20 protein-coding genes, 1 tRNA gene and 2 pseudogenes are annotated in these 24,394 nt (G+C 68.5%); 14 read left to right on the top strand and 9 right to left on the bottom strand.

What is annotated here, in order from left to right; translation table 11 throughout:
* The first annotated feature begins 35 nt into the window (after positions 1-35).
* Positions 36-1,061 (top strand): 2,3-diaminopropionate biosynthesis protein SbnA, encoded by a 1,026-nt coding sequence (gene sbnA / locus OHB56_RS38140; protein WP_406358456.1) that lies wholly within the window; start codon positions 36-38, stop codon positions 1,059-1,061.
* A gap of 277 nt (positions 1,062-1,338) precedes the next feature.
* On the opposite strand, the pseudogene OHB56_RS38145 reads toward sbnA, so the two are convergent.
* Together OHB56_RS38145 and OHB56_RS38150 are read right to left on the bottom strand one after the other, a co-directional pair.
* A pseudogene (locus tag OHB56_RS38145) lies at positions 1,339-1,679 on the bottom strand (IS3 family transposase); the annotation flags it as partial.
* Positions 1,680-1,948: 269 nt separating this feature from the next.
* Entirely contained in the window at positions 1,949-3,775 is a 1,827-nt protein-coding gene (locus tag OHB56_RS38150) for a glycoside hydrolase family 3 protein (protein ID WP_406358458.1), read from the bottom strand.
* 882 nt (positions 3,776-4,657) lie between these two features.
* Here OHB56_RS38150 and OHB56_RS38155 point away from each other — a divergent pair.
* Complete coding sequence (locus tag OHB56_RS38155; RefSeq protein WP_406358460.1) at positions 4,658-5,026, top strand: hypothetical protein; 369 nt, start codon at positions 4,658-4,660, stop codon at positions 5,024-5,026.
* Positions 5,027-5,144: 118 nt separating this feature from the next.
* Here OHB56_RS38155 and OHB56_RS38160 read toward each other — a convergent pair whose 3' ends face one another.
* Positions 5,145-6,611: a non-reducing end alpha-L-arabinofuranosidase family hydrolase gene (locus OHB56_RS38160; RefSeq protein ID WP_406358462.1), complete on the bottom strand. Its 1,467-nt coding sequence runs from the start codon at positions 6,609-6,611 to the stop codon at positions 5,145-5,147.
* A gap of 731 nt (positions 6,612-7,342) precedes the next feature.
* Here OHB56_RS38160 and OHB56_RS38165 point away from each other — a divergent pair.
* Positions 7,343-8,773: an endo-1,4-beta-xylanase gene (locus tag OHB56_RS38165; protein ID WP_406358464.1), complete on the top strand. Its 1,431-nt coding sequence runs from the start codon at positions 7,343-7,345 to the stop codon at positions 8,771-8,773.
* A gap of 497 nt (positions 8,774-9,270) precedes the next feature.
* A complete protein-coding gene (locus tag OHB56_RS38170; protein ID WP_326756260.1) occupies positions 9,271-9,555 on the top strand; it encodes a hypothetical protein in 285 nt (94 codons plus the stop codon).
* Positions 9,556-9,914: 359 nt separating this feature from the next.
* On the opposite strand, the gene OHB56_RS38175 is transcribed toward OHB56_RS38170, so the two are convergent.
* Positions 9,915-11,327, bottom strand: coding sequence for an aminopeptidase P family protein (locus tag OHB56_RS38175; protein ID WP_406358466.1), 1,413 nt, complete (start codon positions 11,325-11,327; stop codon positions 9,915-9,917).
* Positions 11,328-11,572: 245 nt separating this feature from the next.
* Between OHB56_RS38175 and OHB56_RS38180 the strand changes: the two genes are divergently transcribed.
* Entirely contained in the window at positions 11,573-12,556 is a 984-nt protein-coding gene (locus OHB56_RS38180; RefSeq protein ID WP_406358468.1) for a LuxR family transcriptional regulator, read from the top strand.
* 364 nt (positions 12,557-12,920) lie between these two features.
* Here OHB56_RS38180 and OHB56_RS38185 read toward each other — a convergent pair.
* A pseudogene (locus OHB56_RS38185) lies at positions 12,921-14,136 on the bottom strand (IS3 family transposase).
* Between the two features lie 221 nt (positions 14,137-14,357).
* On the opposite strand from OHB56_RS38185, the gene OHB56_RS38190 reads away from it, so the two are divergent.
* Entirely contained in the window at positions 14,358-14,762 is a 405-nt protein-coding gene (locus OHB56_RS38190) for a hypothetical protein (RefSeq protein ID WP_406358470.1), read from the top strand.
* Positions 14,763-15,590: 828 nt separating this feature from the next.
* On the top strand, positions 15,591-15,887 hold the full coding sequence (locus OHB56_RS38195) for a GYD domain-containing protein (protein ID WP_326756265.1): 297 nt from the start codon (positions 15,591-15,593) through the stop codon (positions 15,885-15,887).
* A gap of 60 nt (positions 15,888-15,947) precedes the next feature.
* On the opposite strand, the gene OHB56_RS38200 is transcribed toward OHB56_RS38195, so the two are convergent.
* A tRNA-OTHER gene (locus OHB56_RS38200) sits at positions 15,948-16,050 on the bottom strand.
* Positions 16,051-16,540: 490 nt separating this feature from the next.
* Here OHB56_RS38200 and OHB56_RS38205 point away from each other — a divergent pair.
* The 3 genes from OHB56_RS38205 (at position 16,541) to OHB56_RS38215 (ending at position 18,650) form a co-directional block, all read left to right on the top strand.
* Positions 16,541-16,885 (top strand): SCO0607 family lipoprotein, encoded by a 345-nt coding sequence (locus OHB56_RS38205; protein WP_406358472.1) that lies wholly within the window; start codon positions 16,541-16,543, stop codon positions 16,883-16,885.
* A 709-nt stretch (positions 16,886-17,594) separates the two neighbouring features.
* Entirely contained in the window at positions 17,595-18,044 is a 450-nt protein-coding gene (locus OHB56_RS38210) for a helix-turn-helix domain-containing protein (protein ID WP_406358474.1), read from the top strand.
* A 3-nt stretch (positions 18,045-18,047) separates the two neighbouring features.
* The gene (locus tag OHB56_RS38215; RefSeq protein ID WP_406358476.1) at positions 18,048-18,650 is read left to right on the top strand and encodes a PIN domain-containing protein; all 603 of its coding nucleotides are present in this window, start codon (positions 18,048-18,050) and stop codon (positions 18,648-18,650) included.
* Here OHB56_RS38215 and OHB56_RS38220 read toward each other — a convergent pair.
* The gene (locus OHB56_RS38220; RefSeq protein ID WP_406358478.1) at positions 18,645-18,887 is read right to left on the bottom strand and encodes a hypothetical protein; all 243 of its coding nucleotides are present in this window, start codon (positions 18,885-18,887) and stop codon (positions 18,645-18,647) included. The two genes, OHB56_RS38215 and OHB56_RS38220, sit on opposite strands and share 6 nt — an antisense overlap.
* Positions 18,888-18,985: 98 nt before the next feature.
* On the opposite strand from OHB56_RS38220, the gene OHB56_RS38225 reads away from it, so the two are divergent.
* Complete coding sequence (locus OHB56_RS38225) at positions 18,986-19,879, top strand: GntR family transcriptional regulator (protein WP_406359297.1); 894 nt, start codon at positions 18,986-18,988, stop codon at positions 19,877-19,879.
* Here OHB56_RS38225 and OHB56_RS38230 read toward each other — a convergent pair.
* Both OHB56_RS38230 and OHB56_RS38235 read right to left on the bottom strand, forming a co-directional pair.
* Positions 19,813-20,124 (bottom strand): hypothetical protein, encoded by a 312-nt coding sequence (locus OHB56_RS38230; RefSeq protein WP_406359330.1) that lies wholly within the window; start codon positions 20,122-20,124, stop codon positions 19,813-19,815. The two genes, OHB56_RS38225 and OHB56_RS38230, sit on opposite strands and share 67 nt — an antisense overlap.
* Before the next feature lie 157 nt (positions 20,125-20,281).
* Entirely contained in the window at positions 20,282-21,163 is an 882-nt protein-coding gene (locus tag OHB56_RS38235; RefSeq protein WP_406358480.1) for a DUF3152 domain-containing protein, read from the bottom strand.
* A gap of 164 nt (positions 21,164-21,327) precedes the next feature.
* On the opposite strand from OHB56_RS38235, the gene OHB56_RS38240 reads away from it, so the two are divergent.
* From OHB56_RS38240 to OHB56_RS38250, 3 genes are read left to right on the top strand one after another with little or no spacing between them, the layout of a single operon-like run.
* Entirely contained in the window at positions 21,328-22,014 is a 687-nt protein-coding gene (locus tag OHB56_RS38240) for a response regulator (protein ID WP_381204638.1), read from the top strand.
* Positions 22,011-23,642, top strand: coding sequence for an ATP-binding protein (locus OHB56_RS38245; RefSeq protein WP_406358482.1), 1,632 nt, complete (start codon positions 22,011-22,013; stop codon positions 23,640-23,642). The genes OHB56_RS38240 and OHB56_RS38245 overlap by 4 nt, the downstream gene beginning before the upstream one ends.
* Positions 23,639-24,226, top strand: a complete 588-nt coding sequence (locus tag OHB56_RS38250) for a hypothetical protein (RefSeq protein WP_406358484.1) — start codon at positions 23,639-23,641, stop codon at positions 24,224-24,226. Before OHB56_RS38245 ends, OHB56_RS38250 begins: the two co-directional genes overlap by 4 nt.
* Positions 24,227-24,394: the final 168 nt, after the last annotated feature.

The following is a 24,394-nucleotide window of genomic DNA, read 5'->3' on the forward strand; positions in this document are numbered from 1 at the left end:
AGTCGTTGCCCTTCCCCGGCGCCAGGAGGCCCATCGTGCCCGTCATATCCGCTCCTCATGACTTCAACGAAGGCCGTCTCTTCGTCGACCTGAAGTCGATCTTCGGATGCCCCCTCTACCTGAAGTGCGAGGGCTTCAACTTCGCCGGCTCCATCAAGTTGAAGGCTGCGAACGAGATGGTGGAGAGCGCCGAGCGGGCCGGCATCCTGAAACCGGGATCCGTCATCGTCGAGTCCTCGTCCGGAAACCTGGGCGTGGCTCTCAGCATGATCTCTGCGAGCAAGGGCTACCGGTTTCTGTGTGTGACGGACTCCCGTTGCAACCTGTCGACCCGCCTGCTGATGGAGGCTCTCGGCAGCCAGGTGCACATTGTGGCGGACCCGGACGAGAACGGTGGCTTCCTGGGCACACGTATCGAGTACGTCCGCTCGCTGTGTGCCTCCGACCGCCGGTACGTGTGGCTCAGCCAGTACACCAACGAGGGCAACTGGCGGGCGCACTACCGTACGACGGCACAGCAGATCGCCCGTCACTTTCCGCGCCTGGACGTCCTGTTCATCGGCGCGGGCACCGCCGGAACCCTGATGGGTTGCGCCCGCTACTTCCGGCAGTGGCACAGGCCGGTGCGCATCGTCGCCGTGGACAGCGTGGGATCGGTGGCCTTCGGCGGCGAACCAGGCCGCCGGATGATCCCCGGGCTCGGCATGAGCATGCGTCCCCCGCTGCTCGACGAGTCCTACGTCAACGAGGTGATCCACGTCCAGGAGGCGGAGACCATCCGCACCTGCCACCGCATGGCCCGGCGCGGTTTCCTGTTCGGCGGCTCCACGGGAACGGTGGTCAGCGGTGCGACGGACTGGCTGTCCCGTCACGACGCCCGCGACATCACCGCAGTGGCCATCGCACCCGACCTCGGTGAGCGCTACCTCGACACCATCTACCAGAGCAACTGGCTGCAGGACCTGTACGGCGACCAGATCTTCGAGCCGGAGCAGATGACTGCCACGATCCAGACCGAGGAGCCCGAGCCCCGCGCACGGGACCGCCGGCTACAGCCGTAGCCCGGCCTCCGTGCGACAGACTGCACCTGGGCCGGTCCGTCCGTCGGATTGGTGTGTCGGCGGCCACTCGGTGAGCTCTTTCAGCGTGGCCACTGAACGGGTGACGGCGTCGGCGTCCGCGGTGCACGAGGCTCCCGTGCCGTTGAGGGAGGTGTGCGCATGCCGAACGCTCCGGATGTGGCCGAACCGGAGCCACTCTTCCGGTCCGGTTCGGCCATGTTCGTAGGCTTCCACTGTGAAGGCATTCCAGCAGTTCCCATACCCGACTCCACCGTTACGCTTCGATGGCCGGTCGAGCTCGGCCGCGAAGAAGGCCGAGGCCGCCTTGAGGATCTCGTTGGCCCGGCGCAGCTCGGCGTTCTCGGCCTTCAGCCGCTTGATCCCCGCGGCCTCCTCCGAGGTGACCCCCGGGCGCCGTCCAGTGTCGACCTCGGCCTTGCGGACGCACGTCCGCACCGTCTCGGCGGCACCGATGCCCAGCTTCGCGGCCACTGCTTTCCTCGCGGCCCACTCGGTCGGGCAGTTGGGGCGGATCTCCGCGACCGTGCGCACCGCACGCTCGCGAAGTTCGGCAGGGTGAGGGGACGGACGGGCCTTGACTCGATCCTCTCGGGGAATCGAGCCTCCAGCAGACCCGGAGTGGTTCAAGGTCGGGGAACGGGACCGGACGTTTTGAGCGGGGTTGGGGCCAGGGCTTCGAGCGTGAGGAAACTTGGTGGGTGCTGTCCTGCGAGGGAGGTCTGACTCCTGACATCGTTGACCGGGGTGCCTTGCTCACACTGTGTCGACCGCTGGCCGGGATGGTGCGTTGCCGGCATCGAGCTGGCCGGCCCCGGTGCTCCCTCTCAGGGGGTACCGGGGCGGAAAGCTGTGCGAGGACGCGGACGTCAGTGCTCGTACGACAGGCCGTGCCCGGAGCGGAAGAGGACCTTGGTCGGGTCGTCGGCCCGCTGGATGGGCACGGGCAGTTTGCCGCGCGGCTCGACCCGGCCGGCGATCACCCGGGCGGCGGCGCGCAGTTCGACCTCGGTCCAGCAGTAGGAGACCAGTGAGGCCGGGACGTCGCCGAGGTGGGCGATGTCGTAGGGGTTGCGCACCGCGAGGTGGACGACGGGGACGCCCGTCGCGAGCAGCCGGGAGACCAGGGTGCGCTGGGAACTGGTGGCGCCGACGTTGTCGGTGGTGACCACCACCGCGTCCCGTCCCCGTGCGGCGGCCACGGCCTCGTCGATCTTCGTCGCGTCGGGGGCCCGGCCGGTGGCGAGGTGGGTGGTGCTGTAGCCCAGTTCGTCGAAGGCCCTGGCCAGCTCGGGCACCGTGGTGCGGGTGTCGTCGGTCGGGAAGGCCGGGCTGGCGCCGACCACGAGCAGCTTCTTCTGCCTGCGGCGCAGCGGGAGCGCCTCCTCCTCGTTGACCAGCAGGGTGGTGGTGCGCTCGGCGATCCGGGCGGCGGCGAGCCGGTGCCTGCGGGCGCCGACGACCCGGTCGACCGCCTTCGGGGAGATGTAGGGGCTGCCGCCGAGCAGGCCGACCTTGTCCTTGACCCGCAGGATGCGCAGGACCGACTCGTCGAGTCGGTCCTCGGTGATCTCTCCGCTGCGGACGGCGGCCAGGACGCCGTTGTAGGCGACGTCGATGTCCGGCGGGAACAGCAGTTGGTCGGCGCCGGCCTTCAGGGCGAGGACGGGCACGCGGTCGTCGCCGTACTTGGTGCGCACGCCGCGCATGTTGAGGGCGTCGGTGACGATCACGCCGTCGAAGCCGAGTTCGTCACGCAGCACGCCCTGGAGGATCGTGGGCGACAGGGTGGCCGGTTCGTTGCTGGGGTCGAGCGCGGGGACCTGGAGGTGCGCGGTCATGATCGAGTCGACGCCGGCGGCGATCGCGGCCTTGAAGGGCGGGGCGTCGATGCGGTCCCACTCCTCGCGGGTGTGGGTGATCACGGGCAGTTCGGTGTGGCTGTCCTCCCCGGTGTCCCCGTGGCCCGGGAAGTGCTTGGCGCAGGCCACGACGCCGGCCTGCTGATAACCCGTCACCTGGGCCGCCACCATGCGACCGACCTCGCGGGCGTCGGCGCCGAAGGAGCGGACGTTGATGATGGGGTTGGCCGGATTGACGTTGACGTCGGCGACCGGGGCGAAGTTCTGATGGATGCCCAGGGCGGCGAGTTCGGTGCCCGATATCCGTCCGGCGGTGCGCGCGTCGGAGAGCGAGCGGCCCGCGCCGAGCGCCATCGCGCCCGGCAGTTGGGTGGCGCCGCTGCCGATGCGGACGTTGACCCCGTGCTCCTGGTCGATGGAGATCAGGGACGGGACGGGGGTGGGCAGTGCGAGCGAGGCCCGCTGCACACCGTTCGTCAAGTCCGCGATCTGGCGGGGGTCCTGGATGTTGTTCGTCCAGCCGGAGAAGTAGATGACACCGCCGATGTGGTACTTGGCGATCAGCTCGGCAACAGTGCGGACGCCGAGTTCCCTGAGGTTGCGGTCCTGGTCGAACTGGCTGGGAGAAGTCGCCGACGTACCGTAGAAGTACGGCACGAACAGCTGGCCGATCTTCGCCTCGATGCTCATCTTGGAGATGATCTTCTTGAGGCGGTTGTCGCGCTTGTGTGCGACCGCGGGGGTGGCCGTCACGCCCACGAGGCCCGTTGCGCTCGCAGCGACCACGGTCGCGGAAGCGAGAACGGTTCGTCTGGACAGACTCCGGTCCTGCATGCGGACATGCTCCTTCCAGCCTTGCGCATCAAGGGAATCGAAGGAAACGTGAAGGACTCCGAACAGCGGGAAACGTAGCCCGCAGGTCACGGGCGGGGCAAGAGGTCTAGACAAAATAGGTCCAGACGAAATGAGGGCTCTCCTGCCGTATGCGTGGGTGCCCTGAGCTGGGCTGATACGTGAGACACGCCGCTTCTCGTGATCCTTGAGGCGCCTGGCTTGATCTTTAACCTGCGCGGCGGCGGCGTCATGGGGTGGCTGACTTCTTCGCGCGTCGTTGCGCCGGCTGTATACCGCTCCCTTGCCCGCCGGCTGCTCATCAATGCGGCGGACGTCCCTTGGTACCTTCCGATCCGGACGTGCCGCAGCCCCCAGGTCGCCTGTGGAAGTCCTCCGGGCAGGAGGACGGCAGAGCTGATCTCGGTCAGCAACTTGCTCTGGACCTCTCGACTCACCTGATGGGTCATCAGGTGAGTCGGCATCCGATCAGCATTGGACCAGGACAGTCTTCCGTGCCTGCTCCTGGTCGACGGCTTCGCGGCAGCTCGATCCGCGCGGATCACGCAGATGGGAAGCCTGCTCGCCACGGCGCACGATGTTCGGGAAAGTCTTCGAGTCGAAGGCGTGCCGTTGTGCAGTGAAGAGCGCCCTTGACCTGCAGCAAGCAGGCAGGGAGCCGTCTTCCGGGAGCCCGAAGTGCTGCGTACTCTGTTCATGTCCAGGGTCTAGCATCAGAACATTTCTGCAGGTCATAGGCGTGCTCGGGCTGCTCGGGTGGATCCAGCGGCTCGGACCCCGCTCAGCCGGTCAGCCCCCTGCGACCGCCGGGATCGCGCCCGAGCAGGAGCCTTCCGGCGCTCCAGCGAGGCACTCACCCGTGCCATGGCCGCCGCGAACGGCCCGGTGGAACGCGTCGAGGCATTCTTCGGGGAAAACCTCCGCCTCGGCGTCGAAGGCGCACATAGACCCGCCGCCCCCCTCATGGGCGCCGGTCTCCCTCCGGCCTGCCAGGAACGGCTGATGGGACTCCACCTGGAACAGGTCGAACCAGTCCGCGCAGCCGTCCGGCAGCTCGGTGCCCCCGAACCCGCGCTCACGGCGGATTCGATCGCAGGGATGCCGCACACGGCCCTTGCCGCCGTCGATGGCGGTGCTCCGCTCGCTACGGTCACGGAGCGCACGCTCGTCCTGGTGCGCCGCTGCCTTGCTCCGCTCGGCAGCATGGTCCACGCGCCGGAAGAAGGTCACTGAAGGTCCTTCACTGTGCCGGCGGGCGACCTGGGCTTTTCAGATCACGGCGTGGCGGGCTCGGCCTTCCGCCGAGCCCGCCACGCCGGCTCCCTACCGGAGCCGGACCCGCGTCATGCCGTCAGCGCTGCAGTCTCAGCAGACCCGGACGGTAGGGCAGGAGGCCGTAGTCGCCGCCGGAGTTGGGGCTGCGTCCCTGGTAGAGCAACTGCAGATTGCAGGGGTCGACGGTCATGGTCTGATCGGGGCCGGTGCGGATCAGTTCGCCATGGCTGATGTCGTTGGTCCAGGTGGCGCCGCTGTTGGCCTTGCCGGCGAAGGGATTGCTCTCGGTCGCGGCTTGGGGTGTCCAAGAGCCGTTCAGACTGGTGGCCGTGAACGAGCGGAAGTACCGGCCCTGCGAGCCGATCGCTTCGACGATCATGAGGTAACGGTTCTGGCCCTGCAGCTTGTAGACCTGCGGGGCTTCGAACAGGTTGTTCGTCGTATCGCTCATGATCACTGTCGAGGTCGAGCCGAAGCTGCCCGGGAAGTTCCCGATCGGCATACTGGCCCGGTAGATCTTGCCGTTGTCGCCGGCGAAGAACAGGTACATGTTCGTGCCGTCACCGATGAGTGTCTGGTCGATGGGCCCTGTTCCGGAGCCGGAGATGCTTCCGGAGAAGAGCACCTGCTCGGACGACCAGCCATTCGGGTTGGTGGGGTCGCTCGACGTCCGGTAGGAGAAGGCGGTCCCGCCCCACTGGTAGGCGAGCACCCAGATGTTCTTCGGCGCGAAGTAGAAGAGCGTGGGTGCGACGGTGGAATTGGACATCGTGTTCTGGCCGGCCGAGGCCATCTCCGACCAGTTGGTGAACAGGCCGAAGTTCATCGAACCCCACCTCGTCCCCGTGTCGTGCGTGGTCGCGTAGACGAGTTGTCTGCCGTTGTAGGGGGCGACGGTGAAGTCCTTGAGCGAGACCCACCCCTGCTTGGGCTGCGCCAGCACGCCCGTTGATGTCCAGCGGTAGGTCGACGGAAGATCACACGGGCCGGGGGTGTCGGCGCCGACCTTGAGGAGCTGCCACTGCTGGTTGGTGCCGCCCCAGTCGTCGTACTGGACGATGTTCGCGTTGTCGGCGGTGGAGGCGCCTTGTACTTCGAGGGCCTTGTTGCTGTGGCGCGAGATGAGCCTCACGTAGCCGTCCGAGCTGTCGGCCAGCCGCCACTGCTGGTTGGTGCCGTTCAGGTCGGCCCACTGAACGATCGAGCCGCCGTTCGCGGTGGACCAGTTGTGGACGTCCAGCACCTTGCCCGAGTGGCGGGACTTGATGCGGTAGTAGCCGTCACCGGAATCGACGAACTGCCACTGCTGCTGGTTCTGGTCGTTCCTGGTCCACTGGGTGATGCGGGCGCCGTCGTCGGTCGCCCTGTTGTAGACATCCAGGGCTTTGCCGCTGTTGCGGTTGACCAGCACATACGAGGCGTTGGGGTCTACGGTCGCGGCCTCGGCGGGCTGGGCGCCGAGGAAGGTGGCCACGAGTAGCAAGGGTGCGAGGACGCTGAGTAAGCGTCTCGGGTGGACCGGGGACAGGCGGCGAAACCGCATCAGAGGGCCTCCTTGGGGGCGGGGTGAGGTGACGCCGATGAACCGCGGAGCGGCCGCGCCGAGGGCGAGGACAGGTTCGAAACTTTCGAAGACATCCCGATTCATTGACGCCACAAGCTAGGGAGGCGGGGTCCTCCGGTCAAGGCTTTTCGCCGATCTGTCCGCAAGCGGTTCCTCCCTCCTTCGAGCGTGACAGGCTCTCGCGCCGACCGGAAAACCCTCGCAAGTTCGCGATACGGCTCGCCGGTCCAGGGATCCGTCCGGCTCGCCCCCTCCGGGATCGAAAGTTTCGAACGAAAAGTGGAAACTTTCTTCACCATGAGGGTTGACGAGTCACCGTCAACCCCTCAATCATCCTGTCTGGTAAACCGACCGTAGGCCGAGATTTCGAACCCCGTTGTCCCGAGCGGGCTGTGCCGCACGGCAGAGCCGCACACAGCTGCACGGCAGATCCGTGCACCAAAACACCTGCGCCACCCCGTTTTTCGTTCCGGTGAGGCTCGCACCGACGCGTCCTGACGCTTCGTGCGGTCGGAGAGGTGTGCAATACCGCGTGACGCCACCCGGCTGAGCCGCGACGGAGTACCCCCGTGTCTGTGTCGAGAGACCGCTGCCGCCCGGCGTACGTCACTCGGCGGCCGACCGGGCCCGTCCGTGCCGGTTGAGATCCTGCCGGGTCCCACGACCGCGGTGTCCGGTGATCCCGTCATTCCTACCTTGGAGGCACAGCCATGGGCTCTCATGCCCTTCCCAGACCCGTCGTCCGGCGGAAGATCCGCGTTCTGCTGCTGGCGCTGGTCGCCGGCGTCCTCGGTGTGGTCACCGCGCTGTTCGCGCCGCCGCCCGCTCAGGCCGCCGAGAGCACGCTCGGCGCCGCGGCGGCGCAGAGCGGCCGCTACTTCGGCGTCGCCATCGCCGCGAACAGGCTGAGCGACTCGACGTACGCGACGATCGCGGCCCGGGAGTTCAACTCGGTGACGGCCGAGAACGAGATGAAGATCGACGCCACCGAACCGCAGCGGGGCCAGTTCAACTTCACCGCCGCCGACCGCGTCTACAACTGGGCGGTGCAGAACGGCAAGCAGGTGCGCGGTCACACCCTGGCCTGGCACTCCCAGCAGCCCGGCTGGATGCAGAGCCTCAGCGGCAGCGCGCTGCGCCAGGCGATGATCGACCACATCAACGGCGTGATGGGCCACTACAAGGGCAAGATCGCACAGTGGGACGTCGTGAACGAGGCCTTCGCCGACGGCAGTTCGGGAGCCCGGCGCGACTCCAACCTGCAACGCACCGGCAACGACTGGATCGAGGTCGCCTTCCGCGCCGCGCGCGCCGCCGACCCGTCCGCCAAGCTCTGCTACAACGACTACAACGTCGAGGACTGGACCTGGGCCAAGACCCAGGCCATGTACGCCATGGTCCGGGACTTCAAGCAGCGCGGCGTGCCGATCGACTGCGTCGGCTTCCAGTCGCACTTCAACAGCGGCAGTCCCTACAACAGCAACTTCCGCACCACCCTGCAGAACTTCGCCGCCCTGGGCGTCGACGTGGCCATCACCGAACTCGACATCCAGGGTGCCTCGGCCACGACCTACGCCAACGTGGTCAACGACTGCCTGGCCGTCGCTCGCTGCCTCGGCATCACCGTCTGGGGTGTGCGTGACAGCGACTCCTGGCGATCGGAGCACACGCCGCTGCTGTTCAACAACGACGGCAGCAAGAAGCCTGCCTACACCGCCGTCCTCAACGCACTCAACGGCGGCTCCACCACACCGCCCGCGGACGGCGGAACGATCAAGGGCGTCGGTTCGGGCCGCTGCCTGGACGTGCCCAACGCCGGCACCACCGACGGCACCCAGCTCCAGCTGTGGGACTGCCACAGCGGCACCAACCAGCAGTGGACGTACACCGACGCCGGCGAGCTCAGGGTCTACGGCGACAAGTGCCTGGACGCCGCCGGCACCGGCAACGGTGCCAAGGTCCAGATCTACAGCTGCTGGGGCGGCGACAACCAGAAGTGGCGCCTCAACTCCGACGGATCCATCGTCGGCGTCCAGTCCGGCCTCTGCCTCGACGCCGTCGGGGGCGGCACCGCCAACGGCACCCTGATCCAGCTCTACTCCTGTTCGAACGGCAGCAACCAACGCTGGACCCGCGCCTGACAAGGCCTGCCGCGAACGAAAGGGCGAATCGGTGACGGCCTGCAGTGCGGTCTCCCTCGTCCCTCCACGGAGACATCGCTGATGGTCCCGGGTCGCCGCCGTGGTGGCGGCGACCCTCGCGATCGGCATGGCTTGGTGGGCGGCGTCACAACCGTCCGGTCCCCGCGGAAGCGCAGGGAGGTGGCCTTCTCCTCAAAGTGAAACGATGTTCCTCACAATCTTCGAGTCCGACGCGTGCCGATGTACAGTGACGACCGCCCTTGACCTGCACAAAGCAGGCAGGGAGCCGTCTTCCGGGAGTCCCGAATGCTGCGTACTCTGTTCAAGTCCAAGATCTAGCGTTTGGGTGTTTGCGCAGGTCAGAGGAATGATGGAGTCGCTCGGGTCAGCAAATGGTCAGCGTTGGGTGCGGAGGCGTCCCGGCTTGCTGACCTGGTGACCGCCACGGCGGGGGACCGGGCGCGGATGCCTGGTTCCCGTTCGGAAGGTCGCGTTTCGTGGCTCGTCGGCTCGCCCGCGGCAAGGGATCGTTCTTCAAGGGCTGCGGCTGTGCCAGGCCGACCCGGTGCCCGCACCCGTACACGATCCGTTTCCGGAACGGGCTGGGGAAGCAGCGTGAGGAAGGCGGCTTCGGCACGCAGGACGACGCGATCGAACGCCTCACGCAGATCTACGCGGAGAAGAAGCGCACGGCGCCGTCTGTCGCGGAAGCGCGCCGGGAGCAGTGGCAGAAGACGGTTGCGGAATACGCGAAGCAGTGGCAGCCCGGCAGCGCCGGATGACCGAGCTGAGTTCACGACAGGGTCAGGCCGACGACGGCCGCCTCACGGTCTCGGTCGGTGCCGGCAGTGTGGGCGTGGAGGCGGGAAGGCTGCCCTGCCGGGACGGCGTCGAGCCAGTCCCGGCAGCCGCTCGCCCTGGCGCTCGGTGGGCATGGCCGCGAATGACCGGACGTGGTGGGTGAGAGCATCGAGCTCCGTACAGGTGCGTCCGCACGGTGTTGAGTTGGAGATGCTGGGGCTCGGTGGGAGTCTCGGCGCCGCTGAGAATGTACCCGGCGATGTTTTCAGGGTCCCCTGCATCACCGAGGGCGACGGCGAACACCCGGTGCACTGGCGCACCGACGACGCCACCGCCGCACTCAGCCGGAGAAGCGCGCCATCCACGCCTCGACCTCGTCCGCGGCGCGTGGCAGGGCCGCCGACAGGTTCTCGTGGCCGTCGTCGGTGACGACCAGGTCGTCCTCGATCCGGACGCCGATGCCGCGCCACGCCTTGGGCACCGTCAGGTCGTCCGCCTGGAAATACAAGCCCGGCTCGACGGTCAGGCACATGCCCGGCTCCAGCACACCGTCGACGTAGTCCTCCGTGCGGGCCTGCGCGCAGTCGTGGACGTCCAGGCCCAGCATGTGACCGGTGCCGGCCATGGTGAAGCGGCGCTGCAGACCGAGCTCGTACGCGCGGTCGACGGGACCCTCGATGAAACCCCACTCGACCAGCCGTGCCGTCAGGTGGCGCTGGGCCGCCTCGTGGAAGTCGCGGTACTGGGCGCCCGGCTTGACCGCCGCCATGCCGGCCTCCTGGGCCTCGTACACCGCGTCGTAGATCTCGCGCTGCAGGGGCGTGAAGGTGCCGCTGATCGGAAGCGTGCGGGTGACGTCGGCGGTGTAGAGGGAGTGCGTCTCCACGCCCGCGTCGAGCAGCAGCAGGTCCCCCGGGCGCACCGGGCCGTCGTTGTCCGTCCAGTGCATGATCGTGGCGTGCTCGCCGGCGGCGCAGATCGAGCCGTAGCCCACGGCGTTGCCCTCGAGGCGCGCCCGGCGGAAGAACGTGCCCTCGATCCACCGCTCCGACGACGCGATCGCCCGGGAGAGTTCTGCGACGACGTCGGTGAAGCCGCGCACGGTGGAGTCCACGGCCTTGCGTAGTTCCCCGAGTTCCCAGGCGTCCTTGACGAGGCGGAGATCGCTGAGCGCCTCTTCGAGTTCGGCGTCCCGCCCCGCGTCGGTGGTGACGGCGGCCTCGAGGGAGGGGTCGATCCCACGGACGATCCGCGTCGGTGCTCCGGAGGCGGCAGCCAGGTCGGCAGCCGCGGTGCGCACGTCGCGGCACGGCAGGCCGAGTACACGCTCCGACTCGGCGAGTGAGCGGCGCCTGCCCGTCCACAGCTCCGCGTGGGCTCCCGTCCAGAACTCGTCGTCGTCCCTGCTGTCCCGCGGCAGCTGATAGCAGTAGGCGTCGTGGCCGCCGTCCGCGCGGGGTTCGAGGACGAGCGCGCCGTCCCGGACCTGGTCGCCGGCCATGTGCACGTAGCCCGAGTACGGACGGAAGGGGTAGGTGTCGTCGTTCGAGCGGACTTTGAGGTTCCCCGAGGGGACCACGAGGCGTTCGCCGGGGAACCGCGCGGAGAGCGCGGCGCGGCGGCGGGTCGCGTGCGGGGCCTGCTCGGCGAGCTGGAGGTCGTGTCGTTCGGTGTCCGCCCAGCCCGTCCGCATGAGGGCGGACAGCTCTGCGGAGATCTCCGGGTAGAGGCCGTTCTTCCGGCGCTTCGCCACGTCGTGCACCTTTTTCCGTTGGGCTTGTATGTGCTTCCAAGGAAGCCCATATCTTGGCGGCGAGGGCTGGCAAGCGCACCGTCCGGGCAGGGTGGCCCCGCCCGATGGGGTTTCGGGCTCCCTCGCTGCCGCCGGTTGGCGGCGGCTCCCGGACGGTACCGCCTCGCGACAGACGCTGGGGCCGAACAGTGCCAGTGGCACAGATCGGCCACGGGCCCGGGCGGAAAGCATCGATAATGTGCCCCATGGCGAACGCGGAACTCGGCGAGGCCCTCCGGCGGCTGGGGCTCGATCACACGGCGTGCCGGGTCTACCTGGCCCTGCTGGAGCTGGCTCCCGCTCCGCTGAGCGCGATCGGCGCGGCGGCCGGGCTGGGCGGGACCGATCTCGCCGCGGCGTACGGAGAACTGGCCGACGCCGGTCTGGCCAGTTCCGCAGCCGAGGACGGGGACACGGTGGCCCCGGTGCCGCCCGCCGCGGGCCTGGAAATCCTCGCCCGGCACCGAGCGGCCGAGCTCGAGGAGTCGCGCATCGCCGTCACCGGCGCGTTCGAGTCGTTCCGGCGCCAACGGCTCGCCGCGTACAACGACAACCTCGTCGAGGTCGTCACCGGCGAAGCCATCGGTCCGAGGATGCGCCATGCGTGGGCCAGCGCCCGCGAGCAGATCCGGCAGTTCGAGTCCCCGCCGTACGCCCCTCTGGCCGGCGCCACCGACGACGCCCTGGCGACGCTGGCCCGCGGGGTGACACAACGCGTCGTCTACTCACGGGAGTCACTGGAGTACCCCGGCCACCTGAAGGACGTCATCGAACCCTGCATCGAGGCGGGCGAGCAGGCCAGGGTGCTGCCATCGGTGCCGGTCAAGCTCTTGATCATCGATGAGGCGTACGCCCTGGTGTCATTGTCGATCAAGGAAGTGGACGTGCACAACACCATGCTGGTGGTGCAGCCGTGCGGCCTGCTCTCCGCCCTGGTGGCCCTGTTCGAGCAGGCATGGCACAACGCCCTCCCCATCCACGGCCACGCCCCCGGCCCCGTCGGCCTCCCACCCGCCGACCGTCGCCTGCTGCGTCTCCTTGCCGGCGGCGCGACCGACGACGTCATCGCCCGCGAACTGGGCATCAGCCGCCGTACGCTGTTCCGCCGCCTCCAGATCCTGATGGCCCGTCTCGGCGCCGCGAACCGCTTCCAGATGGCCCTGCAGGCACAGCGCTCCGGCTGGCTGTGACCAGGTGCCCAGGAGCCCTCTGCGACGGCTTCGCCCGGCTTCAGCGGAGAACGGTTCGTTGTGGCCCCCACGCGATCGTCACCAGGCCCCGAGAGTTCGTCATCGGCGGCGAACAGGCCGACGCTGACACCAGGGGACGAGACGGCCCGGGTGTTCCTCTCCGGAAGTCCTCGGCCGTCGCACCCGAGCCCGGAGGCCCGCGGCCTCCTGCTCACAGCGACGACCCCGAGCCCGCAGGTGGCGCTCGTCACCAGCGGCGCCACCGCTCTCTCCGGGCCCTGTTGCGCGCGGCCCGGGAAGAGTTGGCCGCCTGAGCGGGGTGGCACACGCTCTGAGGTTGATCCCCGGGAGGGGACACCGGGTTTCACGCGACGAGTGACAGCGTACGTGACGTGATCAGTTGCTGTTCGAACTCGGCTGGTGTGAGGTAGCCGAGCTCGGAATGCCGACGGCGCCGGTTGCAGTACGACAGTCAGCGGAACAGTTCGAGCCGCGTCTGTGCCTTCGAGGTCCAGCGCCTCCTGTGGAGCAACTCGCGCTTGAGGCCCTGGAAGAACGACTCGGCGAGGGCATTGTCATAGCTCGAACCGACCCGGCCCATGCTGCGCCGGATGCCGTGCCGACGGCACACCTCCGCGAAGGCGGCCGCACTGTACTGCCCTGGGCACCCCTGTCGGTGTGGAAAACGACGCCGCGAACCCGGCCGCCGCGGGTGGCCACGGCCATCTCGATCGCGTCAGTGACCAGCGAGGTGCGCATGTGGTCGGCGATCGACCAGCCCACCACCTTCCTCGAGCAGATGTCGATCACTGTGGCGAGGTAGAGCCACGTCGCGCCGAAGGCTATGTACGTGATGTCGCCGCACCACCTGGTGTTCAGCGTGTCCGCGGTGAAGTCGCGCATCACCAGGTCCGGTGCGGGCGGCGCGGTCCTGTCCGCGATCGTCGTCCGCTTCTTCTTCCGCGGGTGCCGCCCGACGATGTGGTTGATCCGCATCAGCCGGGTGACGCGCTTGCCGTTGATCCTCCGCCCCCTCGCACACAGCTCGGCATGGACGCGCGGGGCGCCGTAGGCGCCATGGTGCTCGGCGTGGATGGCGCGGATCTCGCTCACGGTCCGTTTCTCCTCGACCTGGCGCCCGGCGCGGTCCTGCTCCGTGGCCAGGTGCCGGTAGTAGCCGGCGCGGGACGCCCCGAGCACCCGGCAGATCCGCTGCACGCCGAAGTCGGCGCGGTTCTCGGAGATGAAGTCCCAGCGGTGGGGGATCACTTCACCTCCCGAGCGAAATAGGCGGCTGCCCGGCGCAGGATCTCGCGTTCCAGGTGCCACTCCTTCTCCGCCTTCAGCAGCCGGGCGTTCTCCGCTCGCAGTCGGGCCAGTTCCTCCGCCTTGCTCCCGCCCGAGTCACGGCGTCCGGGCACGGCCTGTGAGTCGTCCTTGCGGACCCACGTCCGCAGCAACTCCGCGGTGATGCCGAGATCCGCGGCCACCGCCGCGTACGTCCGCTTGCCACCCGCGGCACGGTAGAGCGCGACGGCGTCCTTTCTGAACTCCTCCGGATACGGAGACTTGCGTCCCACCTGGACATCCCTCCCTGGACCATCAAGATCCATTGTCAGGGTGTCCACTCCAAAGGAGCATCCTCAGCACCTCCGGACAACCCGGTCTCCCGTAAACACAGTGTCTGCGGCCGTTGAGAGCAACCGCCGTCGGCGGTGACGGCGAACCTGCCCGGTTTGTGGGTCCCCAAGGGGGCGAATAGCCTAGTCGCAGGGGGTCGGTTCGATCAGAGGGGCCGCCCATGAGTAAGTACAGAAACCGCGCCTGGCGCGCGACGGGAGTCATCACCGCACTCGCCACGGCCGCCGCGATCGGCTTCGTCGCCCCGGCTGAGGCTCAGTCCACCGCTCAACTGAACGCGTATGTCAGCGACGGCTGGGGTGGTGGAACCATCACTAGCAACCCCGCCGGGATCAACTGCCACACTTCGGCGTGGGATCCGTACGTCGGTGACCCGGCGCCTGACCCGACCGGTACCTGCACTGCGAGCTTCCCGATCGGGACGACGGTCCACTTCAGCGCTACAGCTGACGCGGGTTCATACGTCAACATTCCTCCCGACCCAAATCCCGTGACCATACGGGCCGGCTACAACTACACGGGGGTTGTGTTCTGCCCGAGCACCGGCCTCTGTTCTGCAGGCTAGTCGCCCGTTGCAGTTCGGTGTGTGGCCGCGCCATCCCGCCATCTGAAGTGGCCTGGGTGCCCTGCCATGTTGGGCACTTGGGCCATTCTTTCGAGCAGGGGCAGACCTGTTACGGGGGGCGAGCCTGCCCCCTGCCTCACACGCCTCCCGCCGCAGCTGCTGAAGCGCAGCGTTCAGGTCTTCCTGGTACGGCACGTAGCAGTCCCACCCTGAAGTCCCCACCAGCCCTCATCCCCTTCCTGTTTCGCTTGGGGGGGGCGGAAGCTAGCACCTGACTCTGACATTCGAGCTCTCAGCTTGGGAAGCTTGGGTTTCTTGGTACTGGTTGCTGCACTGACCTGGTGCGGAGCAGGGCTGGTAGCTCGCCGGGCGCCGACTTGGTGACCGGTGTTCCCCGTGGCTCCCCGCAATATCTGGCACGGGTCTGGCACGCCTCTTCGTCTCGAACTCTCGGCTGGGTCGCCATTGAGGTCTGGTGGACGAGTCAATCCGCCGTAGACGGCTGCTGAAGATCAGCTGCGGTCGTTGAGGTTGCTGCACTTCTCTGCTTTACACCTTCGGCGACTTGACGGGCATGAGCGAGGTTGTTTGCGGCTGGTGAGGGCGTCGGGGTGGGTGTCGCCCAGGAACTGCTCACGCTGGGCGAGGGTGGCCCCGACAGGAGGATGGTACGTGTCATGGACAGTGCAATTTCGCCGGTTCCGGCCACTGCGACCAGCCACAGGTGATCGGCTGCTGTTGCTCATTCGGGCGCACACCTTGTGCGCGTTTCGGTCGCGATGCCCAGGATTGACCTCGCGATGTGTTCCCTCATGAAGGTGAAAGACCATGCCGACGTATGTCACGTTGCTGAACTGGACCGATCAAGGGATCCGAAACTACAAGGACACCGCAAAGCGTTCCGAGGCCTTCGCCGCAGCGGCGCAGAAGCTCGAGGCGAAGGTCCTGAACCTCTACTGGACCGTCGGTTCGTACGACCTCGTGGCCGTTGTTGAGGCACCCGACGAGGAAACCGCCACCGCGCTGCTCCTGCAGCTTGGCGGAGTGGGCAACGTCCGTACGACGACCCTGCGGGCCTTTGGCCGAGAGGAGATGGATCGCATCATCGCCAAAGCCGCCGGCTGAGGGCACGTCGGCCTTGATTCCAAAAGGCCCCGGACCATGATCGGTCCGGGGCCTTTGCGCTGGTGCCCCGGCAGGATTTGAACCTGCGACACCCGCTTGAGGAGCGAGGTTGGGCGGGCGCCCGAGTGACCAGCGGCTTTGCCGTCTCGCGCGCGTCTGGTGCTGAGTGCCGTGGCGTACCGCAGTTCCCCGTGAGGCCCTGTCCGTTCTGGCACGAGAGTGGCACGGCCCGCGGACCGTGCCACAGTCCCTCGATGCGAACTACGGGCGGGGCGGTCGCTGAGGGGTGCCCAGCTGAACAAACGTGTGCCTGTGGTCGGTGAAGACTGGCTGCGGTCGGGTTGGTTGCTGTACTTCGCTGCTGTACTGCAGTTCCATCGGACCTCGACGAGCAAGGCGGTATCCGCCATACGATCGAGACGGCCCGCTGGTCGGCGTGGTGCAGGCCATTGAAGGGTGCCGACGGGGCGAACACGGTGATCGCCTTTTGGGGCAGGTCTGGCGACTAAAAAAAGGGGGGTGGCGTTGTGTGACGCCCTCACCCCGGACTGCGGCGGGTTGAGCATCCTCGGGGCGCTTCTGAGTACGCGCACTCAGGGCTCGGCGGCCTTCGTCGGCAAGGGTTGGGGAAAGCCGAACGACAGGAGAGGATCGTGCCCACGCCCCGCAGGATCAGCCGCCCCACCACCGCTTTCCGACCCGGTGGGTTCCAGGCCGTCGGTGGTGCACTTGCCGGCACGGCCGCGGTCGTGGCACTCACCGGATGTGCCGCCCCGAAGTACCAGGAGCACGTCTGCAGCAGAGGCGAGTACCCCGTCTTGCAGGTAAACGGCCCCGGTGGGGATTGCGTGGCGAACGGTGGTGAACCCCCGGCGGGATACACGCGATACCCGGAGGGCGAGGTGCCGCAGCAGGTCAACGGCAAGTGGGACGTCTATTGGAGTACCCGCACGCTCGACGAGGACGGCAACGTCATCGACCTGCCGGACGTGTACTGACTGGACGGCCCGGGCTCCGGACGGGGAGTCGTGTCGTGGACCACGGGAGGTTGGCGGAGTCTCCATGGGCGAGTCAAGCTCCACCGAGTGCGATCAGTGGCCGAAGAAGTGAGGGAGGGGCGGCAACGGGAGGTCGCCGCCAGGCTCGACGACCTCGTACGGGCCGAACGTGCGAAGCACCACAGCGGCGACCGTGCACTACAGGGAGGAGCCGCCGGAGAACTGATGGTGCGGCTGTGGTGCGCGCACCGCCGACCGGTCTGGACAGCAAAGAACCCCCGGGTCTCTGACCTGGGGGTTTCGCGTGGAGCGGGTGACGAGAATCGAACTCGCGCTCTCAGCTTGGGAAGCGACGGCGCTTGGGCGGGATGGAGGCCGTGACCTGCAGTTCCGTGGAGTACGGGCCGCAGTGCAGGTGACCGGAGACACTGCTGTGAACCGCTGTTCTCCGTCCGTAAGGGCACGCGTAGGGCACGACACCCGGGCGGCCGGCTGGGAGAGGGGCGGGTGACTGAAGCGCCTGGTCCGAGTGGGTAGGCGGCAGACATTCGGTGCCGGGTTTGCGGTGGCGCATGCGTCGTGCGGGTCGTTTTCGCCTCCGACTCGACCTGCTGCTCCCCGATCGCGACGCTGCATCACCGGCGTACCGCCCGTTCTCGAGTTACATTTATTTCAGATATGGTGGGCTTGCTTTCCCGAGGAGGCGGCCATGGCGCGAAGCAGCGTTCTTGCCGGGGCTACAAAGGTGGATCCCGAGCTCGCCCACCGGGGTGTGCTCAGGGAGGCCAGTCGTCTGGGTGCCGACGATGTCCAGGCGGTGCTGCGGACGGCCGACGGTTCTGAGCTGGTGTTGCCTTCTGAGCTGGCCCGGATACTGATTGCTTCCGCTGGTGAGCTGGCTGCCGGGCATGCGGTGACCGTTCTCGCGTCGGAGACCCGGTTGACCCCGACGGAGGCCGCCGAGCTGCTCGGCCTGTCCCGGCCGTTGGTGGTCCGGCTCCTGGACTCTGGTGAGATTCCCTCGGCCCACCTGCCTGGCAGTAGCCACCGGGTGGTGCGTCTTGCCGATGTCCTGGCGTTCCAGGCGCGTAGGGAGCGTAGGCGGGAAGGCCGCCGACGCATTGCGGACACCGTGGAGCAAGCCGATCTGCCCTACTGATCGGTGAAAGTCGGCAGGTGGCGTCGGAGGGGAAGTCGTCCCGTGCGGGTCTTTGTGGATGCCCATGTGCTCTTCCCGTTTTCGGTGATGGACTTGATGCTGGCTCTCACCGAGGACGCGGTTCACGAGCTGGTGTGGTCCGAACGGCTACTGGCCGAGTGGGAGCGCGTGATCGTCCGTGAGCAACGGCGTTCGGCCGCCTCGGCCGCGGCGGTCACCGGGACGATTCGACAGTTCTTCGCGGACTGTGAGGTCTACGAGGCCGAGTACGTACATCTCGTCGACCTCATGCCCGGGGGTGACCCGGATGACCGGCATCACGCGGCAGCCGCAATCGCGGGGAGCGCCGGGGCGCTGATCACCTGGAACCTCGACGACTTTCCTGCTGGAGAGTTGGCCGAGCGTGGTCTGCGTGTTGTGGATCCGGACAGTTATCTCTGCGAGCTCTACGCGGAGTGGCCCTGTGAGGTGCGTGAGACCGTCATCCGGCTGGCGGCAGAGAAGCGCAACCCACCCGTCACGCTTCACGACGCGCTCTCCCACCTGGCCAAGGCCGGTGTCCCGCACTTCGTCGACCGCTTCGGGGAGTCGACTCCCCCGTCATGACTCGGGTGTTTCGCACCCATCGGCGCGGCAGCGCCACGGACTCCTCGGGCCGTCGGTGCGCTCGGCGACGGTCAGGGCGAGGGCGAGTGCGGTGGTGGCGAAGGTGACCAGCCGGCCGGTGCAGCCGGGATCGGCCCGGCCCACGGTGATGGCTCCCGGGCAGCCGACGCGTTCGGCTCGGGAGAAACGGGCGGCGTGCCGGGTGACCGACCCCTTCCAACTGCCCGGTGGAGCCAAGCGACTCGTGTTCGACTCGGGCGAGTTGCTGACCATCCACACGGGGAGCCGGCTCGTCGCCCTGCGGCTCGTGCGAGTGAGAGGCGGTGACCCCGCCCGTGCCCTCACGACGCGACGCCATCGCCGATGACCTCCGGAACCGGATCGCCACCGGTCGGCTCAAGCCCGGCGAACGCCTGCCTTCTGAAGCGCATTTGGCCGCGCAATACATGGTCAGCACACCGACACTGCGGAACGTCCTCGCCGTACTCCAGGCGGAAGGCCTCGTCGAGAAGACCCACGGCAAGGGGAACTTCGTCCGCCGTCCGCTCCACAGGATCACGTACGTCGGCGGGAGGCGAACCCCGAATGCGCACAGCATGGATCTCGCACCCCTGAGCGTCACCGTCCACACCACCAGGGTGCGGGCCCGCGGGCATCTCTCGGCCCTGCTGAAGACGCCGACCGGCAGCCCTCTGGCCGAGATCCTCTGTCTCGGCCATGAGGACGAGAGACCTCACAGCCTGGCGCGCATCTACGTCCCCTGCGACCTGGCGCCGGCCGCCGTGCTCCGCGAGCCACTCCCGTACGAGGCGGTGGTGGCGCGACTGACGGAACTCCGCCCGCCGCCGGCCGAGGTACGGGAGGAGATCAGCGTTCGCCTCCCGGCACCGGAGGAGGCGTCCACCCTCCGGATCAGCTCTGCCCTGGCAGTCCTCGCCGTCACACGCCAGACGGCCGACACCGCTGGACGCGTGGTCGGGGGGAGCGCCCAACGCCTTGTCGTACGCGGCCTTCTGCTCGGGAGTGAGCGTGTCCACGTAGTCCGCGTTGGGTGTCCTGTCCGAGCCCTGCCGGGCGGCCGCACTGCCCGAAGCGCCGGCGTCGTCGGGGTAGGCGATGCCCGCGTAGATGCCGAAGCCGTACTTCCGCCGGTACTCCTTCGTCAGCGCGTAGTCCGCCCCGTTGGTGGTCCAGGAGGCGGTGGGGTCCTCGGGGCCACGGGGGTGTAGGTGAACCCCTGCTTCTTCATGCAGGCCGCGATCGCGTTCTCCAAGAGGTACTGCTTCTTGAGGTCGGCGTTCGCGTCGGCGGGAATGTCGAGCTGCCCCGACGATCCGGCCGTGGTCTTCTCACCGTCCGACGCGTGGGACTCCGAGCCGGTGTCGGTGTCGGTTCCGGTGCCACAGGCCGCCAGCAGCGGCAGCAAACTGACCGCCGCCGCGGCCAGTCTTCGGACAGTGCGGGATCGAGTCATCTACTTCCATCCGATCGGAAGGGAGGGGGATTCCGCCTGCGGACGCAGGAGAACGCGGAGTTCACAGTGGTGCCGGCAGTTCATGGCCCTGGGGCCGGTACATGACCGAGCTGTAACGGCCGTTCGCCGTGACGGCCGGCCTCGGGACCGGCGCCGGTCATACGGGCGGCCCGGTGACGAAGTCACCGTTCTCGTCGTAGGGCCAGGCGTTGGCGACGCACCCGTGCAGGCCCTTGATCTGCTGCATCATCACGGGGGCCAGTCGCCCGGCGCCCCCGCAGGTCACGTGCGAGTGGCCGAGGAAGTGCCCCACCTCGTGGTTGATGATCAGCGCCCGGTAGTCATGGATCGGCCCGTCGAAGGTGGGCGAGCCCTTGACCCAGCGCTTGAGGTTCACCACCACCCCTCCGGGAACCTCGCAGTTGTACTCGCCTCCGGTGTCCTGCTGGATGCCGGCCCAGCACAGGGCGTCCGCCGTCGCCGGTGTCGCGATCTTTATCGTGATGTCGTGCGGCGATCCCGCGCCCACCAGCTGGAACGCGTTGTCCGGGTCGTGGGTCCAGCCCCGCGGGGCGGCGAGTATCCCGGCGATCTCGTTCGCCGCCTGGGACGGCGAGATGTCGAGGCCGGTCTCGACCTCCACGACGTAGCGCACCGGGCGGGAGCCGCTGCCCACCTTCTCCCCACTGGCCTGCGCGGTGACGAACGTCCCGCTGCCCGTCGGGGGGACGTCGATCTCGGTCCGGCTCGCGGAGGGAGAGGGAGAGGGGGAGGCGGAGGGGGGCGGTGTGGGAGTGGGGGTGACGTGCGTGCTCCGCGGGTGCGGCGCACCGCTCGACGCGTCGCTCCGCCCGCCTTCCAGCAAGTACGCCGCCGAACCCAGCAGGCCGGCGGTCACCAGCAGGCTGGTCAGCAGGCTCCGGCCCCGGCGGCGCGGCCGTTCCCGGCGATGGGCGGACCGGCGTCGGCGACCGGCGCGGTGACCGGTCGTGGTGCTGCCGGTGGCGGGTGCGGATTGCCGCTGTCGTGCCGAATGCATGGCAGCTCAATCTGGTGATCCCAGATGATCCCCATGAGCCGGTGCCGTCACGGAAAGATAACGACGCCCCGCGTTCCCCGGCCCATGTGATCGTTGTGTAACGGCGGTCGGAGAGGGACCTTCCTCGGGACGGTCACCTCGTCCGGTCTGCTTACACTGCCGAAATGCCACGGGTCCTGATCGTCGAAGACGACCTAGATGTCCGCAGGGCCGTCCAACTGGGTCTGCGGCACCAGGGGCATGAGGTCTTCGCCGTGGAAACGGGGGAGGAGGGGCTGGAACAGCTCCACCCCTTCCGGCCGGACGTCGTCGTACTCGATCTCATGCTGCCCGGCATGTCCGGCCTGGACGTGTGCCGCCGGATCAGGGACCGCGACCAGGTGCCGATCATCATGGTGACGGCCCGGGGGGACGACGTCGACGTGGTCGTGGGACTGGAGACCGGTGCGGACGACTACGTGGTGAAGCCCGTGCAGGCCCGGGTGCTCGACGCACGGATACGGGCCGTACTGCGCAGACAGGACGCGTCGCTGCCGGACGGCACCCGTCCCCGGGCGGAGACGCACGGCGAGCTGGTCGTCGACCGCGCCGGGCTCGTGGTGACGCACCGCGGCGAACCCGTCACCCTCGCCCCCTCCGAACTGCGGCTGCTGCTGACCCTGTCGGCCTCGCCCGGCCAGGTGTTCAGCCGCCAGCAGCTGCTGGAAGCGGTCTGGGAACACAGCTACCACGGCGACATACGGCTCGTGGACGCCTGTGTGAAGCGACTGCGCAACAAGCTCGGCGAGGGCAGGAATCCCCGTTACGTGCAGACCGTACGCGGATTCGGTTACCGCTTCGGCACCTCATGAGCGACCGGATGTCCACGCGGACGCGGAGGACCGCGCGGATGCGGAAGGCCGCCGGGACGCGGAGAACCGTGCCTGAGGCCCCCACGGCCGACGAGACCCCCGCCGCCGGCCCGGGGGCCGGCCCCCGGCGGTTCCTCCGGGCGGCCCTGGCGCGCATCCCGCTCCCCCTGCGCGGCCTGCGCCCCCGCCTGCTGACGTCCTTCGTCCTGGTGGCCGTGGCCAGCGCCCTGGGCACCGGGGCCCTCGCCTTCCGCGAGGCGCGCACGGGGGTGCTCCAGCAGAGCCAGGACTCCGTCATCAACCGGTTCCGTACGAGCGTCGACGCCGTCGCGCCCAGCATCCCCCTGGCCCCGGACCGGTCGGACCTCCAGTTCGCGGTGGACCAGGTGCTGTACGCGAACCGTTCGTCGGGCTGGCGGATCATGGCCACGTACGGTGGCCACCGCGCCTATGCGCCGAGCGCCGGTTTCGTCGAGCCGAGCCCCGAAATGCTCCGGTCCGTCCGGGACCGACGTGTCGCGGTGTTCCAGCGGATGAACGTCGACGGGCGTCCTCGTCTCGTCGTCGGCATGCCCGTCACGTACACCTCGGGCGAGGGCACGGAGCCCAGGCTCTCCGGGTTCGTGATGTATCTGGAGGTCCCGCAGACCACCGAGGAGGGGTACGTCGAGGCCATGGTCAGCGGCATCGAGCGGGCCACCCTGGTGGCCCTGTGCCTCGCCGTCGTCCTGGCGCTGCTCGCCGCGAGCGGCGTACTGCGACCCGTACGGGCGTTGCGCCGGGCGACGCGCCGGATGGCCGCGGGGCACCTCGACGTACGGCTGGACGTCACCGGCTCCGACGAACTGGCCGATCTCTCCCATTCCTTCAACGAGACGGCGGCCGAACTGGAGCGAACCGTACGGGAGCTGCGTCGCCTGGAGGCCCAGGGACGCCGCTTCGTGGCGGACGTCTCCCACGAACTGCGCACGCCGCTGGCGGCGATGTCGGCGGTCACCGACGTGCTGGACCTGGAGGGGGAAGGGGAGACCGGTGAGGCGCTGCGGCTCATCAGCGAGGGAACGAACCGGCTGAGCGGATTGGTGAACGACCTGATGGAGATCTCCCGTTTCGACGCGGGGGCGGCCGAACTCAACCGGGACGAGATCGACCTGGCCGAGTCCGTACGGCGCACCGTCGCCTCCCGGTGGCGGCAGGAGCAGGTGGAGACCCGGCTGCCCGGACCGGGTGAGCTCCGCGCGCGCGTCGATCCGCGCAGACTCGACGTGGTGACGGCCAATCTGATCGGCAACGCGCTGCGGCACGGAGAGCCGCCCGTGCGGCTGACCATGGGGGTACGGGTGGACGGGGCGGGCATGGCGTGGGCCGTCATCGAGGTGACCGACAACGGACCGGGGATCGCTGAGGAGGCCATGCCGCACATCTTCGAGCGGTTCTACAAGGCGAGCACCTCACGGGCCAGGAGCGAGAGCAACGGGCTGGGTCTGGCCATCACGGCGGAGAACGTGCGCCTGCACGGGGGGCGCATCCGGGCGGCGAACCTGCCCCGGGGCGGCGCGGTGTTCACGGTCGAACTCCCGCTGCACCGCGACGACACCGACACCGAGGCCGACGGGGGCACCCGGTGAGGGGCTCGCGGACGGCAGCGCTGCTGTCCGGGCTCACGGCGGTGGCCGCGGTCGCGCTCACGGCGTGCGGAGTCCCCCCGTCCGGTGTCATCGAGACCGGTGCGCCGGCGAGCGGCATGTTCTCCCCCAGTCCGACACCACCCTCGACGCCCGCCACCATCTCCCTCTTCTTCCTGCGCGACGGGGAGTTGATGCCCTATCCCCACCGGATCGACGACGCCGGGGACCTCGAGGCCGTCGTACACCTGCTGTTCGAGGCGTCGGCCGCGAACGAGACCGCGACGGCCACCACGGAGCTGCCCCGCCTGACGGACGCGCCACGGGTGGTGGTCGCCGACGGTATCCTCTTCGTCCAACTCCCCGGTAAGACGGCTCCGCTGAGCCGTCGGGCCATGCTCCAGCTGACGTGCACGGTGAACCACGCGGAAGCCGATGGCGGCACCGCGCCCCGTTCCGCCACGTCCCTCAGCCTCCATGTGCTCGGGGACGGATGGACGATGACGGAGTCGGACCACGCGTGCCCCGTCGTGCCCCAGCCACGGGCGCAACCGGAAGCACTGACCCCGCAGGAGCCCTCCGGCTGACCACCGGCCCCCGCCCAGGACCGGAGTCCGCCTTCCGGCCACGGCCACCCGCCTGACCGCGCGGTGGCAGGCCGGCCACGCCGCCCTGCCGGCCCGCCGGAGCACCACGCCGGCCGGGCAGCAGTGGGACGCCACACCCCGACCCCACGCGGACACCGAGGAACACGA

Origin of the sequence: Streptomyces sp. NBC_01635 (assembly GCF_045209715.1) — a bacterium.
In the GTDB taxonomy this organism is placed as follows: Bacteria; Actinomycetota; Actinomycetes; order Streptomycetales; family Streptomycetaceae; genus Streptomyces; species Streptomyces hirsutus.